General features: G+C 34.1%; 10 protein-coding genes. 4 read left to right on the top strand and 6 right to left on the bottom strand.

Annotated elements, in window-relative coordinates; translation table 11 throughout:
* Nucleotides 1–180: 180 nt before the first annotated feature.
* From E0Y80_RS20140 to mobA, 5 genes are all read right to left on the bottom strand, one after another.
* Nucleotides 181–849 (bottom strand): macro domain-containing protein, encoded by a 669-nt coding sequence (locus tag E0Y80_RS20140; protein WP_156309444.1) that lies wholly within the window; start codon nucleotides 847–849, stop codon nucleotides 181–183.
* Nucleotides 839–5,968, bottom strand: a complete 5,130-nt coding sequence (locus E0Y80_RS20135; protein WP_123852694.1) for a DarT ssDNA thymidine ADP-ribosyltransferase family protein — start codon at nucleotides 5,966–5,968, stop codon at nucleotides 839–841. The genes E0Y80_RS20140 and E0Y80_RS20135 overlap by 11 nt, the downstream gene beginning before the upstream one ends.
* Nucleotides 5,961–9,263, bottom strand: a complete 3,303-nt coding sequence (locus E0Y80_RS20130) for a DEAD/DEAH box helicase (protein WP_197091698.1) — start codon at nucleotides 9,261–9,263, stop codon at nucleotides 5,961–5,963. Before E0Y80_RS20130 ends, E0Y80_RS20135 begins: the two co-directional genes overlap by 8 nt.
* A gap of 280 nt (nucleotides 9,264–9,543) precedes the next feature.
* Nucleotides 9,544–10,806: a conjugal transfer protein MobB gene (mobB, locus tag E0Y80_RS20125; protein WP_156309443.1), complete on the bottom strand. Its 1,263-nt coding sequence runs from the start codon at nucleotides 10,804–10,806 to the stop codon at nucleotides 9,544–9,546.
* A 4-nt stretch (nucleotides 10,807–10,810) separates the two neighbouring features.
* On the bottom strand, nucleotides 10,811–11,245 hold the full coding sequence (mobA, locus tag E0Y80_RS20120) for a conjugal transfer protein MobA (protein WP_156309442.1): 435 nt from the start codon (nucleotides 11,243–11,245) through the stop codon (nucleotides 10,811–10,813).
* Nucleotides 11,246–11,792: 547 nt separating this feature from the next.
* Between mobA and E0Y80_RS20115 the strand changes: the two genes are divergently transcribed.
* From E0Y80_RS20115 to E0Y80_RS20100, 4 genes are all read left to right on the top strand, one after another.
* Nucleotides 11,793–12,287: a DUF3408 domain-containing protein gene (locus E0Y80_RS20115; protein WP_116037276.1), complete on the top strand. Its 495-nt coding sequence runs from the start codon at nucleotides 11,793–11,795 to the stop codon at nucleotides 12,285–12,287.
* Between the two features lie 508 nt (nucleotides 12,288–12,795).
* On the top strand, nucleotides 12,796–13,110 hold the full coding sequence (locus tag E0Y80_RS20110; protein ID WP_231596117.1) for a hypothetical protein: 315 nt from the start codon (nucleotides 12,796–12,798) through the stop codon (nucleotides 13,108–13,110).
* Between the two features lie 9 nt (nucleotides 13,111–13,119).
* Nucleotides 13,120–13,575: a helix-turn-helix domain-containing protein gene (locus E0Y80_RS20105; protein WP_231596116.1), complete on the top strand. Its 456-nt coding sequence runs from the start codon at nucleotides 13,120–13,122 to the stop codon at nucleotides 13,573–13,575.
* Nucleotides 13,572–13,853, top strand: coding sequence for a helix-turn-helix domain-containing protein (locus tag E0Y80_RS20100; RefSeq protein ID WP_156309441.1), 282 nt, complete (start codon nucleotides 13,572–13,574; stop codon nucleotides 13,851–13,853). Before E0Y80_RS20105 ends, E0Y80_RS20100 begins: the two co-directional genes overlap by 4 nt.
* 107 nt (nucleotides 13,854–13,960) lie before the next feature.
* On the opposite strand, the gene E0Y80_RS20095 is transcribed toward E0Y80_RS20100, so the two are convergent.
* A complete protein-coding gene (locus E0Y80_RS20095; RefSeq protein ID WP_156309440.1) occupies nucleotides 13,961–15,211 on the bottom strand; it encodes a site-specific integrase in 1,251 nt (416 codons plus the stop codon).
* Nucleotides 15,212–15,479: the final 268 nt, after the last annotated feature.

The following is a 15,479-nucleotide window of genomic DNA, read 5'->3' as shown; positions in this document are numbered from 1 at the left end:
TTATATTTTAAAGTTTTCAGGAAAAAGCTGTATCGGGTGAATACTAAGCTTTTATAGAGATTCTCAAAGAAGTCAGGTAACGATTTGGTAACGGTGCTTATTGCTTTGTTCTTCAATACGTTTCCGTTCGCTCATAGCAAATATAAGAAAAAATATAACTTTTATATCTCAATCTCTCTATTATTCTGTATACAAGCAATAGCTAAACGCCTTTTCCAAAGTCTTTTCCCCAATACCGTTATAGTTTGCTAATGCAATCATTGAGTTTATTTCTCCACTTTGTATTATCTCTGAAATCTTTCTTGCATATTGTGGTTGTATGCCTGTTTCTGTTTTAATTGTCTTTTCGTCTAACGACAACCATTTTGTTTTGAATGATGCAAACAAGTCATCATTTGCATTCGGATCGTAATCGTATATTTCAATATCAATGTTACATTGTCCTAAGTAATCATCCATAAGTTTTTTAACTTCATTAATATCTAAACCTCCATTGTGAGTGCCAAGCAAAGGAAATGCAATAGATGTAATCTCTTTCTTTTCGTAGGTGTCCACAAACTTTTGCAAACCCTGTTCAATCCATTCAATTTTACTTGGATATTTCCAATGAAATTTAGTCGGAAAACTTAAAATCCAAGGTGCATTTTCTTGTTTGCTGTAAAGCCATAATGAACCAATCCGGATAAGTTTGTTTTTACAATGCTCTTTGTATTCTAAATACATTTGCGGATAACGAAGTTTGTGTACTAATGCTATCCCTTTCCCCATAACTCCAACGCAATTGACTGTATTTACAAGCGTTTGACATTTTGAACTAAAAATATTCCCTTTTATATGTTTAATTGCCATTTTCAATTTCGTTTTTCAATTGTTTATACATTTCCCTATAATTGGGCGACATCTTAATTAACCTCTCGCTTTCGTCAAAAATCTTTTTACTGTCTTTGTACTCAAATAAATGTTCTAAAAATTTTATTCCGCCTGCATCGGCTGTATATGAAGCAATATCACACTGATAATAAACAGCATAAATTCTAAAAAATGATTCGGCTGTTAAATTACAAGTTTGGGCTAAGTCATAAATTTTTGTTCTTACTTCAGATATGGTTAATTTTCCTTGAAAATAATCTCCAAGACAATCCCCGTCCAATAGTGCTAAGACGACTGATAGTTCTTTTTGAGAATAAGGCAGGTTTTTCCACAAATTTTCTATTGTATGCTTAGTGTATTCGTATTGATTATTTTTATTCCCTTGAATAAAAGCCTTAGACTTCCCTATATCGTGAAGAATTAACAAACTTCTAAATAGTTCCAAGGATATAGATTCAGAATAATTCGGAGCAAAATATCTTTCAAATACATTACAAACTAAATTAGTGTGAGTTTCTAATGTGTAGTGCCTTATCTTTTGCGAAAAAATATCATAGTATCCATTTTGCTTCAATATGTTTATCGCTTCCATTGGATTGTATGATTCTTTACTTACTGCTTTTTTCCACAAGCTAAATGAACTATCATTCTTAGGATTATTATTTAATAATCCATTTGCATATACAAACCAATTTCGTCCTGATTCATCAATGAAATTTAACTTAATGCATTGTTTCAAATTTCTAAGCGAAATATAAGAATTGAAAATTATTTTATCTTTATCTATTTTACTAACATTACCTGCAAGAACTTCAATATCTTTGATATTAGATCCCCCACTTAACTCAAAATAACCCTGTCCATTAAATTCTGAATTGATATGTAATTCAGAATCTTCTTCTTCAATTCGTACTCTTGGATTTTCGTTATTGTAGTAACTTCTATTAACCACAATTTTTGAAAAAATATCTTTTTGTCCTTCTCCTAACAAGTTTATCAGCAAAGTTCTGTCTGTTTCAGACGGACAAACTATTTCAAAATCGTTTAAATTATCAAATGTAAGCTCATCTTTGACCAAAAATTCTTGTTGAGCATAGTTTCTGTATCTATTGTAATCTTCTTTAGTTGCGTACTGTTTTGGTGTGTAATACAAATCCTCAAATCCAAATTTATTTATCAATTTATCAATGCTACCAAATTGAGTTGAACTCGTTTGCATATTGCCGTTACTAACACAACATTGTTTTTCGTTTTTAAATAAAACTTCCTTTAGAGAAAATCTGAAAAATATTGGAATAGGACATTTTGGGAATCCCAAACCTCTTGCTTTTTCGTACCAAGAAATCCACTGACCGTGGCTTTCATAGCCGTCAGTTGTATTTTTTCCTAAAAACTCATTGTAAAACTGTGTAGGTGTATTTGGTCTGAAGTAAAAACGAGCATAGTCGTGTGCATCGCCTCTACGATGAACTACATTTCCAGCGGCATCTCCTTTTATGGTTGCTTTATGTCTGCTTTGAATTTTACGGTTCTTAATTATTTCAACTGCATTGTCAATATGCGAAAAGTGATAAATACTTCCTTTCCATTCTGACCATTGTTGTTCAATTTTGTCAATGAAATTCAAGGTTGCTGATTTGTTTATTTCGTCTGCAACATAATTCCCTAAAAGTTCTACAACTCGTTTGTTTTCTTTGAGTGATGTCCAATTCCAAAATTGCTTGAACTCTTGAATAATTTCTTTTGTGAAATCTAAACTCGTGTTTGATGAAATCAAATTCCATTCTAAATGGTCTTTGAATTGAGTTAAAGTCTGTTTGTTTAATATTAGTTTGCCTGATTCACATATAAAATGCCAATTCAATTTATCGGAAAATCGCTGAATAAAATCAATATCAGAAAAATTGATTTGCGGATTTTTCGTAATGCTTTGCCAATCCCATCTGTTTTCAAATTTTGCAAGTAGTTCTTTGGTTGGGTTTAAACTTGAATGCTGTGATAAGTGTTTCCAATCCAATTCAAGTTCTTTTGTAAGCGTCAATAACTCAATAGTTGGCACAAATGATTTATGTCGTGAAACGGCTTTCCAATTCCAAGGTTTTGCTTTGGTATGTTCAATGAATTCAGTATTAAATTCAAGATTTTCATTTCTCGATAAGAAGTTCCAATCCCAATCTTTTTCCGCTAATTGCAAAAGCGTTTCATTGCTAAACTCAATGTTTTTCCTTTTTGATAGTGCTTGCCAATTCCAATTTTTGTCTTTGAGTTCAAGAATAAGCTCGTTTGAAATTTCGGCTCTCTCATTTTCTGATAATACTAGCCAGTCCCATTTTTTGTCTTTGGTTGAAAGAATTAAATTACTACCAATATTGATGTCTTTTCGATTGGAAAGAATTTCAAATTTGATTTTTGGAAATTGTTGTATAACTTCTGCTAAATATTTTTTGTTGCTTTTGTCTTTTTTCTGTTCAGTTAGAAATCCGCCAAATTCAGTCAAATAATCCCAATCCCAATTTTCAGTTTTATATTTCTGTAATAAGAGTCTGTTATAATTGATGTTTCGATTTTGCGATAGAATTTGCCAATTCCAACTGTTTCCAAATTGTCGTAAATAACGGTCAATATTGTTGAACCATTGTTTGCCACTATCCCAATTATTCGGATTGAATTTCTGTTGAATGGCATTGCTTTCTGATAAAATTGTCCAATTTATTTTTTCTCTGAACTGATTAAGCGTTCTAATGTCAGTAGGGAAGTGATTATGATTTGAAATAAAATCCCAATCCCATTCAAAAACATTCAAATGATTCGTTGCTCCAACAATCGGAAACAATGTTTCAAAAGGTATTTTTGCAGTTAAATCTTTCCAAATGTCTTTTCTTGTTTCTCTATTTACAACTGACAAACAAGCTGCAATCCTGGGAAGTTCTTTGTCCATTGAAAGGTCGCTTTCTACGGAAAAGATTTCGTTTATAACATATTTCCAATCAATGAAACGAGCAAAGTGTTCTAAATTGTCAAGAATAGTTTCTTTGTCAAGTTTTCGGGTTGCAATTTTCCAATCCCATTTCTCAAATAATTCTTCATCATCAAAACTTTCAAGAATATTTTCTTCGGTGCTGTTTTCTGTAATGTAAGTCCAATCCCAAGAAAAGTGATAATTATCTAAGATAAATTGTTGCTCTTCTCGTTTTGTAAGTTGTATCCAAAAATCAAGGTGCTTTTCCGATTCTACAAATGATTGAAAGTGTTCTAAATGTTTGTTGATGAATTCTAAATTAGTGATAGAATCAAGGATTGCACTCCAATCCAGATTGTTTGAAAATGAAAAGTTTCCTAAAAATGCATCTTTTATAAACAACGGATTTCCAACCAAATGTTTGTTTTGTGAAATTCCACTCCAATCCCAAGCAAAATCAGGGTATTGCTCTATCAAACTAAAATCTGTAATTCGCTGGCTAACATTTGAAAATCCGCTTTCTGTTGTGATGTGTTTATGATACTTTTCAAAAATTGATTTGTTCCATTCTACATTTTCGTTTGTATCAAAGCCTTTAATGAACGATTTTGTTTCCCATTGGATAAGGTTTTGTTGTTCAAAAAAGTCAATAAGGTTTAATGTCCAAAGATATTTTTGATGAGCAACAACAAAGTTGTCGGGTAAATGCTGTTTGAAAAGCGATTTAAAAGATTCGTCTTTCAAATATCTTTCGGTAATTTCTTCGTTGTTGAAAAAACGATTTAAAACGGTGTGCCAATCTAATTTACTTGCAAATCCTGAAATACTTTTGTGTAGGAAGTTTAAATTGATTTCTTCCGAAATAAATTTCCAATTCCAATTTTTAGAAATGAGCGTTTCAAGATTATCACGATATTTGATAAACGTATTTTTGAAAACTTCATTTTTACTTTCAGTAATTACATAAAAATCCCAAGCAAAATCTTCAATATGCTTTTCAATAAACTCATCAGGCAGATATTTTGACAAGTAATTCCAATCCCAATCACGGTCTTTGAGTTCTGAGTTTGATAGTAATGAAATTACAAGTTCGGTATCTTTATATGAAAGTTCTTCAAAATCCCAATTGAAGTTTTCAATTTGTTCTTTGATAAAAGTATTGTCAATCCTTTCCGTTAGTGTTGTCCAATTCCAATATTCAGCATATTCCTCAATTACAGATTTTATGCTTTCAATCGGTGCTTTTTCAGAAATCACACTCCAAATACTTCCGTCTCCATTTTCAAGAAATAGTTTGAAAACATTCTTGTCATTCCAATTTACTTTCGGGTTTTCCGCAAGTTCTTTCCAATCCCATAAGTCTTCGTAGGTTTCAATGTCTTGTTTTGTAATGGAAGTATTTTCAGTAAGAATGTTATGAAACATTCCTTTTCGTATCAACTTGCTTTTAAATTCTTCATTTTCGGGTAAGTCAATTAAGAATTGTAGTTCAGGTTTTTTTCCGCTTGATTTGTAAATTGAAAGCTGAAATGAGTTATCAACTGCAAAGATTTTGCATTGTAAAGAAATTTCTTTATAACTAATGTGTGGCTTGCTTTCATAAACTTCAATGATCTCGCCTTTGTAAATGTCGTTTCCAAAAAGTTGAAATTGAAGTCTTTGTTTTAATTCGGGATTTTCAAAAATAGCTTGTTCAAATTTCTTTTCGTGTGATAATTGGTTTTCCAAATCAAACACATTTTCGAATGAAAAGTCAAAGTTTTCTCCAATCGCAGTTTGGTTTTCAAACAATTCGGTTGATGCAAAGTAATACTTGTATTTCAGTTTACCTAGTAATGCTTCTTGTCCAAATTCAGTTAATTGAATTATTTCTTTTTCAATCGAAATCAAGTTGTATTCTGTAAGACCTTTCAAGTAAATGTTCAAAATATCCGTTTCAGCCACGTCTTGTAGGTTGAACCCTAAAAGATTACCTAATTTTGAAAACTCAATTTGATTTCCTTTTGCATTGATAATTGAACAGAAAATTTCATCAGTTTCATTGATATTAAACGCCTTTCTGTACCGAATTTGGTAAGAAGTAGCTTTTACAGTCCATTCAAACGGAAAGCTTGCGTATGTTGTTTTAGTGCTATCCATTTTGTTCTACTGCTTTTTGTAATTCTTCTGCACTAATTATTTTTCCGTTTTGCTGTATGGTTTCAAACACGTTTTTGTAAATGTCTTTACGGCAAAAATGTTCGCTATTTCCAACAACAATTAGTAATCGCCTTGCTCTTGACAAAGCAACATTCAAACGGTTTGGCGATTCTGCAAAACCTAAACTTTCTTGTGTGGGATAACCTATATCTCCATAAATTTCATCTGGTTGTTGTCCTTGAAATGATGCAATTTTGTTGCTGCGTACCATTGAAACAATAATGATGTTTCTTTCCATTCCTTGAAATCTATCCACCGTACTCAACCGAATAGGCGTTTCAATATGTTTTTCTTTCAGCATTTTATTGATATACTGAATTTGTTTTCCGTAAAAACTGATAAGTCCGATTTGCTTTTCTTCTAAACTCTTATTTGAAATCCATTTATCAAATTCAGTTTTTCCATTGCTTTTTTTCAGAACAGAAAGAATGTTGTCAATAGCTTCAATTTCTCCGAAATTAACCCTTGATGTTCCCTCTTGAATTTCGGGTGTTGTAACATTTATCCAAATTGTATGTGTTTCGGGTGTAATGATGTCTTTGAATTGTAAACCGTGATAACGTGAATTCCATTTATCAAAGGAATCGTGATAAGTTTCTTCTAATGGCAAACCACAATTCAAACCACCGTCATCTTTATAAAATTGTGCGATTGCTTCATTGATTGCAGGGTGCATTCTGTATTGTGTGTCGAAAGTTCCTTTTATACTTTCGTCAATATTTAAAAACAAGCGTTCAAATTGTGATGTTTCAAACTCTTTATGTGAAAGCGATTTAGCCAATGCTTTTTCGCCAATAGAAACAAGTAAATCTTTGATTTCTTCTCCGTCAATCATTGGCGGTAGTTGTCTGTGGTCGCCAACGATAATAGATTTTTTACCGAACAAAACAGGCAAAGCAAGTTCTGGCGGTGTTGCTTTACTTGCTTCGTCCATAATTACTGTGTCAAAATCTATGTTTGTTCGATTACATTCTTTAAAATTGTTTTCCTGATAATTTTTATGGTTGAAAACATTCAAATACGAACGAAAAAACGAAGTCCATTTATTTTCAGAATTTAGTTTGCCGATTGAACTTCCTGTCGCACCAATCAAGTTCACATACTCCAAATATTTGTCTGCAAATAGTTTTTTGGTTTCATTGTTAGGTGTTTGCAAATGACTTCTCCATTTTTCTAATGCAGAATCAATTTGTTCATTGTCTTGGTCGATAATTCTATTTGCAATGTTGTTTACCCAATGCGAAACGGTATTGTTTTGTGTAGGATTGCTTTTTTGCCAATTTTCAATGGCTTCGAGAGAATAAAAATATCCCTCTGATTCTAAATTGTCTGTGTTGCCAAACCGAATTGGTTTTACAACATTATTTTCTCCGTTTTTCAGTCTGTCAATGGCGTTATCAACTGCAAGATTGGTTTCTGATGTCAAAAGAATTTTTTGTCTTGGTTCTTTTCTAATGTGTTGCCAAATAATTTCGGCTATTGCAGTTGATTTGCCCGTTCCGGGCGGACCTTGAATTAAAGACAATTCTTCTGCATAAAGCGATTTAAAAATAGCTTGTCTTTGTGATTCATTTAGATTTTCAGAGAAAAGATTGTTTTCAAATTCTTGCCATTCTGCACTTGTTTTGTTTAGCAAATACTCAATATTTTCAATGCTTTTAGCTTTCGATGAATCGTACAAAAACTCCTTTGCGTTGTTGTTAGGCAATTTTATTTTCTCATCATCAAGTTTAAAGACTGTATCTTCTAATCGTTTTATTTTGTCCTTTTCGCCTTTTAAGTCGGGAAAAATGGCTTTTACAGTTTCGTTTGAAATATTCTCTTTTACTTCTTCAATTCTTTCTTCATCTACAATAAAATACAAATCGGGATAATCAACCTTTTGCAATTTTCCCAAATAGAATTTTTCTTTTGGTGTTCCGAAATAAAACTCCTCTCGCAAAAGTTTTGAAAGTTTCTCTTCTTCCTGTTCAACCTTTAATTCAAAATTTTCTTCACAAAGAAATTTTTCCTGAAAAGTGTCGTTTATCGCATAATTGAAAGTTTCAGAATCAATAAAATCGTTTAATTGGTTATGTAAACGTGCAAGGATTTCAGTCTTGTTTCCTGTTTGGTAAAATTGTCTAAATATCAGTTTTTCGCCATTGGCGATTAGTTTCGTGGTTAAGTTCGGTAACTCCTTTTTCAGTTTGGCTTGTAATTCGTGTAAGCCTGTTTCAAATTTGATATTGAATTTATACTTGTGATTTTCACCTCTGTCATAAATCTCAAAGAAAGAGAATGATTTTACAAAATCTAAATTTTGATGTAATTCTTCTTCGGTTTCAAAATCAAATGAAATTGTCCTATGTGTTTGGCTTATTTGGTAGTTTTCTCCGTGTATTTCCGTAAACAATCTATTTAAAAAAATTTCTTCTTTTCTTTCAAGTTTATCAATTCCTTTATCTACTTTTCTATAATCAAAAGAGTAGTCAGTTTTGTAAGAAAAAACAAATGGATTTTCGGGAAGATATTTTTCCAAAGAGCGTTTTAGTCTGAACGCTTCAACGCTCAAACTTGATTCGTGCTGTTCATAAAACTTATTGTCGTAATGAAAATGTAGGCAATTGTCTTTTGGTTTAGGAAGTGTAATTCCTTTTTTCTCTAATTCTTGAACTTTAAATTCAAGAATATCCGTATTTTCAAAAGCAAAAATCAATTCATTCCCACGTTTGGCTAATCCAAAATGGGTTTCAAATACATCTTGAATATTTTGGTGTAATTCTCCAACAACAGTAATTTTATTGCCATTTTGTGAGATGTCAATATTCTTATAAAACGTAGAAATTAAAAATGAAACCGATTGTTTTATTGGAAAAACTGCTCCCGCTTTTTTATTGAAATTAAATCCTTGTATTTGGGTCGATTTTCTCCATTCATCTAATGTCAAGAAAATCAGTCCCGAATTTTTAAAATGATAGTTTGTTGGAAGTTGTCCAATTAGATTTTGCAGTTCTTCTTTTGCGTTGTTATTTTGTCCAGTAATCGTTCCCTCAATAATAGGGTTTTCGTTAAAATCAATGTAGCAAATTTCTGCAAGTTCTTTTAGTCCGCTAAGTTTTTCTGTCGTGATGTTTGTAGCATTTTCAACGCTTGTTTGGATATACCCATTGTTGAAATCAAAGTCTTTGACTTTGAAAATTTGTTCAACTTCTTTTTTGAATACTTGCTTAAATATCTCTTGGTCAATTGACAAATGTAATTTTAGCCCGTCAATTTGTATAGATTTCGAAGTGTCAATTCCAATGGGTTTAGATTTATGCTCTAAGATTTTGGATTGTGCTGTAATGTATTTTTTCCAAACGTCCTTTTGGCTCATACTTTTTTAAATATTGCGTAAAATCAAACATTATAATTAGTCTTTGTGAGTAATTTTACTATCGTAACTAAATTCGTAAATATACAAAAAGATAACCTTCTTGTCGTTACAAAATCCCTATCAACTATTTTTTTTAGTCTCAATTTTACACTATTATCTATACTCTTCTCCCTTTCTTCTTTTTGTTCATCCTAATAGCAAACTGTTCTTCCTCGTAATCTTCTCTTTGTGCATCGGGTAATAGGCTAAGCAATCCCAAATCGGAATTAGTAGAGTGTTCCTGTGAAATGAATTCAAAGAGGTCTTTTGTTGGAAGACTATCCAATTCATTTGTTTTGGAAACAGGGCTATCCTGTATTTTAAATTCAGGCTTGTTTCCGTTGTTCCACCAATCATTGAATACATTAGCTGATAGGTTTCTGTCTAACTGTGAACCGTTCCAAACGGTTCGACTTTCGTGGTCAATAAAGGTCATTCCGTAAATTCGCCCTTCATTATTACGTCTTATAACCGTATTAATTCCTTGTTCAGTTAATTCCTTTTTAAACTCCGCTTCGTTACCTGTTGCATGAATAGCAAGCTCAATTGTGTTTTTTAGAACAGACCTTGCAGGGTTGGTTTTCATTTTTTCTTTGGACTGCTCAAAATGTTTTTGCAGTTGTGTAACGCCTGCATCTTTTCCAAAAAGCGATGCTTTAAATGGATTGCTTGCCTTGTTTCCGTTTTCGTCTAATGCAACATAGACCAATCCGTTTACAGACTGTCCGTCCCGTTCTCCTTTAACTTCTTCTGCTGTAATGTTGAAAAGAGAAAGTAACGCATTGTAGCTACCCATAGACGAAAAGCTATAATGCTTTGGCAAATACCGTACTACCGAAGCAATCTGACTTTTGATGTTGCCTTTATGGTAACCTACAGGTTTGAAAACTTTATTGTCCTGTTTCTTTTCTTGTTCGCTTGCCTTTTGCAGATTATATTTCTGCTCCAAATTCCTACAGATTGCCATTGAGCGTTTGTGGTCGTAATCATCGGGGATTTTCTTTCCGTTAATGCCTACGCAAGTCGAAACAATGTGTATATGCGTACGGTCAATATCCGTATGCTTGAAAACTATGTACGGTTGGTTGCCGTATCCCATACGCTCCATATAAACGCGAGCCATTTCGGTAAACTGTTCATCGCTGACCTTATCCGAAGGATCTGGGTTCAACGATATATGCCGTACCATTTTTTCCGTTTTAATGTTTGCTAATAAATACGGCTCAAAGCATTTATTAAAATAGGCTACGGAATACGTACCGTCAACTGTGTCGGGTATCTTGTTTAGTAATAACACCGCTCCGTTTTCCCTGTCAACTTTCTGTTGATTGTACAAAATTGCACCATACATATTGCTTCCTTTTCCAATTTTTGCAATCATAACTTTACTCTTTTTTCAAATATTTATCTTCAAATTCTTGTGTCAAACGGATAACTTCTTTTGTGACTTGTGCCAATTCTATGGTTTCCTTTTCCAATTTAAAAAGGTATGTTCCTGCTTTTTTCTCTGAAAAATTGCGATACAATATCTTTACAATTTGATTGTAATTTGTTCCGATTGCTCGGAACTGACTAAAAAATCGGGTCAGCTTTTCGTGATATTCTATTGTATCCATATCAATTTTAACGGTCTTTACCGTCTTTTGAAAGATGCAAGCCGTAATAAAATGAGCTATTACTTTCATTTCTGATTGGTCAAAAAGTGCAAGAAACTTTGCATTGTCCTCATCATTCAGATTAAAGGAATACCGATGAACCGCAGGGTCAATCTTCGGTTTTCGCCCTGTCTTTTTAATCTGATTTCTATTTTTCTCTTCCATAATAATCCATTTTAATTTTTAAACAAACGGGCGACTTCGGAGCCGTTTCCAGCCCCCTGCAAGGGCAAGTGCTTTTGAGGTGCCGAAATTCATTTCGAGTACCTCAAAAGATAACTTGCTCTGAACAGGAGTTCAGAAAAATCCGTTTTGCAAACGGATTCGGGTTAGCAGGGAAAACCCATCACGTCCATTACAAATTTCGGTAAGACTATTTGAATAACAGCTATTTACAACAAAGACAATGAACGCCAAATGATGCCACTGAATACCACCTTAAAGCAGATTGTGACGGCTTTTATTTCCTTTGTATATGGTTAGCTGGCTGATTAGTTATATCCTTAAAGAAGTAACTAAACAGCATAAATCCCGACAGCAAATCTGCGTGATTGGATGCAGACGAATTACAGATTTTTGAGTTAATGAACTACCCAATTAAGGGTATGCAGGTGCTTAGGTAGATAGGTAGTTACATAGATACAACTGTATATACAGCTGATTGCTTAGTTAACCAAACAGCTAATTGGATATAATATTAAAAATGATAGATATGATACACGAAGAAAACAAAAATCAGCAACCCGAAAAAGAGGATTTCTCTATTGAAAATTTCATAACTGATGAAAATAAACAATCTTTCACGGAACAACAGGCAGTAACACATCGGGAAGATTTTGTCAAACCCAAAGTAGATGAGGAAGCTATTATGCGTGTAATGGCAGGCGAAGAACCTTCGGAAACTGAAACGGAAAACACAAAAACACCTGCGAGTAATACAAGAAGGATGATTTACAAGCCAAAGAAGCTGACCAAAGAGGACTACTGCGGACGGTTCTTCAAAATTCCCACGACAACGGCAAGCAGGGGGAAATCAGTATATGTACGGCAGGAACACCACGAAACATTTAACAGGCTTACAAATATTATGGGCATCGACAAACTGACGATTTATGCGTATCTGGACAACATTATCGAATACCATTTTCAGGAATTCGGGGAATTGATTAGGGAAATCTATAACGAGAAACACAAACCGTTGTTTTGATAACCATACGTGGTGGGTGGTACGTTTCTACCTCTTAAAATTATTTTCCAAAAGAAAAAAACAGAAAAAAAAGAAAGCCATTTTAACAAGGAGGACAGGCGGAAAAACCAAAAGGAAACGGAATAAGTCCCGAAGGGTGGCAGGGCACACAACAAACTCGGCGAAGCCACCATATTTGCCCTGCCATTATGCCGTAGTCTTTTGGTTGGGTGGTGCGGTGGCTGTCCGCCTTATCTTTGCTCCCTTTTTTATTCTTTTTTTAATCAATTCCAATCAAAGAAAGGGTACAAAAAACACGTAAGGACTAAGGATAGGGTGTTTTTTGTATGCTTTCCTTTATCCTTCCAAAACTCTTTAAATGTGTGAGGGCTTTGCGAGGAAAATTTAAAGTGTTTTGAGGATTACTTTCCATTCATATTGTGCCAACATAAGCCAAATACTGCCACATAATGCCAAATGAAAACAATACATTCCCTTGTGTTCTATATTGGGTGCAAATTTTGAACCTATGGCACAAAAAGTAATACCTGACAAAGAGCAGAAAGAGAAAGAACAAATCAGAAAAAAAGAACATAGTCCTTTGATACAGGTTGAGAAGCAGAGCGACCCGATTTCCAATTTCATCGCTAATTTAAAACGTCAGTTCAGGGAAGCAAAAGGCTTAATAGATTGGAACAGGCTATTCGGGGGCAAGCGTGTTGAACAACAAAAGCAGACTTCCGAACCTGAAAGCATAATAGGTGCGACAAAAACGGTTATCCGTTCGGACTTCAAAAATGAAGAAAAAGGCAGGCTATACAGACTAATAAAAAGCCCGCTTTAAAAATGGATAATGCAATCAGAACGCAACAGTCTCGTCCGAAAAACAATAAACCAAAATTGGGATTGTAATACAGTATTTGGCAACTGTACGCCAAATACCGCCATTGGATGCAACATTGGAATACCTAATGTAAATACCTTTTATTTTAGAGGTTTAAATGATGCAGATATGGAAATAACAGTTTTAGATATTCAGATTTTAAAGGCATTGCACAGAGAAGTAAAGGAAGTTTCTTTATTGATTAAGGAAGTCACTGCACCCTACAAAGCACTGCAACAGGCAACAAAATGGCTCGACCAACAGGAAGCCTGCCAATTGCTCAACATCAGCAAAAGAACGTTGCAGACGTATAGGGCAAAAGGCATTCTTGGAGCAACGCAAATCAATCGGAAAACGTATTTCAGATTATCCGAAGTGGAGTTACTTCTGCAGGGAGAGCGACCATTAAAAAAGCAAAAGAAATGAAACAGATTGGAAATTCAAACGAAGATATGCTTGCCTTGCTCGAAGCTGTGGTAGGCATCAAAAATGAACTGTTGTATATCAGAGAATATTTCCACCCATTACTAAAAGGGGAAATCTATCTGTCAGGCGAACAGGTTTGCGAGATGTTACACATCAGCAAACGGACGTTGCAACAGTACAGGGATGACGGACTGATACCTTTTATCAAGCTCGAACGGAAAATCCTTTTCCGTGAAAGCGATATTGGAAAAGTATTGGAAGATAACTATCAGCGTTAGCCGATTAAATGAATGCTTTGAAACTGTAGCCCGTATCGGTCAATTGAAGAAACAGCCCACTGCTTAAAGCGGTGGGTTGTGTTGTTTTAAAAAATTGTGACATAATGTTATAGGCTTGAAACAAAGGACTCCTCCATACCCTTAAATTTATGCGATACCTTTTGCATATCCTTTCCGACTTTCTCGTTGAGTATCTTAGCGTAAATCTGAGTGGTGGCAATGTTTTTATGCCCTAACATTTTGCTCAAGCTTTCAAGCGGAACGCCCTCGCTTAAAAACAGGGTGGCAAAGGTATGACGTGCCAAATGAAAAGTTACTTTCTTTTCTTTCAGGCAGTCAATCTGTTGAGATATTCGTTTCAAACTATCATTGCAGACGGTGTTTGATGGTACAGGAAATACCTTTTCGTCCTTTGACAATCCTGCATATTTTTCAATAATCATTTTTGGAATATCCAAGAGCATCACGTTTGATGATGTAGCTGTTTTCTTTCTTCGTACAATAATCCACCTGTTACCGTCAAAAAAATCTTGGATATTACTGTTTCTAAGTCCTTTCATATCTGAAAAGGAAAGACCTGTAAAGCAACTGAAAACAAACAGGTCTTTAACTAATTCGTCTTTCTTTTTATCGCAGTTGAACGTTACGAGCTGTTCCAATTCATTACGCAATAGATAACCACGGTCTTTATCCTTTTTGGTATTCTTGTACTCGCTGAACGGATTAAAAGCAAGATGCTTTCTGCTCATTGCCAATCGGCAAAGCGTAGTAAATCCAATCATATACAGCCAAATGGTGTTGTGTGTTAAACTTTGGTCGTCACGCAGGTAGTAATCAAAGTCCTGTACAAAATCAGGTGTAAGGTCGTTAAAGGATACATCGGAATAGCCGTATTTTGTAAGTGCAAAATTTCGAAGATGTTTCAAAAGTATTTTGTATTTACTGCGTGTGCCATTTACCCGAAGTCCACTATTAACCTTTTTCTCATAGTCCAATAGGAACTGTTCATAGAATTTGAAAAAGGTCAGTTCTCCGCTTTCCATCCCAAGAACGGCATTTTTAAGTTTAGCACTGTTTACAGCCCCCTCGTTCTTCAGGATTTTGGAATAGCATTCCTCAATACCCGAACGAATTTTGTCAAGTTTGCTGTTTGTGTCTTGGGCTTCTCGGCTTTTACCTAAAACCCTGCCGTACTTCAAATCCCAATTTGTTGCGGAAATATCCAGCTTTGTACTGAATGCAGACTGTTTGCCGTTTACGGTAATCCTGCACATAACCGTGACTTTTCCGTTTTTCTTTGGGGCGTTCTTTTTAAGGTAGAACAATACCTTAAATGTTGATTTTTTTGTCGTTTCCATACTCACAATTCTTAATGATAAAATTAAACCTATGTGAGCTACGGAACAATATGAAAAACTGTGCAGAAAGCTGAAATACAGTGTTTTAAAACGATTGTTTCTAATATTTAAAAGTAACGTTTTAGTAACCTTACTTTTGCCAATCGTTGCTTTTTCCTGCTTTTTACCTCATTACCAAAAAATCAAAAAACGATTGTAAAGCCTTTATTTACAACCGTTTTCCCTGTTATTAATCTTTGATGTATTTTTACTGAAACTTTATTTTAAA

The sequence above is a fragment of the Sphingobacterium endophyticum genome (assembly GCF_009733535.1).
Classification (GTDB): Bacteria; Bacteroidota; Bacteroidia; order Sphingobacteriales; family Sphingobacteriaceae; genus Sphingobacterium; species Sphingobacterium endophyticum.
The sequence above is the reverse complement of the archived record's forward strand: the minus strand, read 5'-3'. Positions and strand labels throughout refer to the sequence as shown.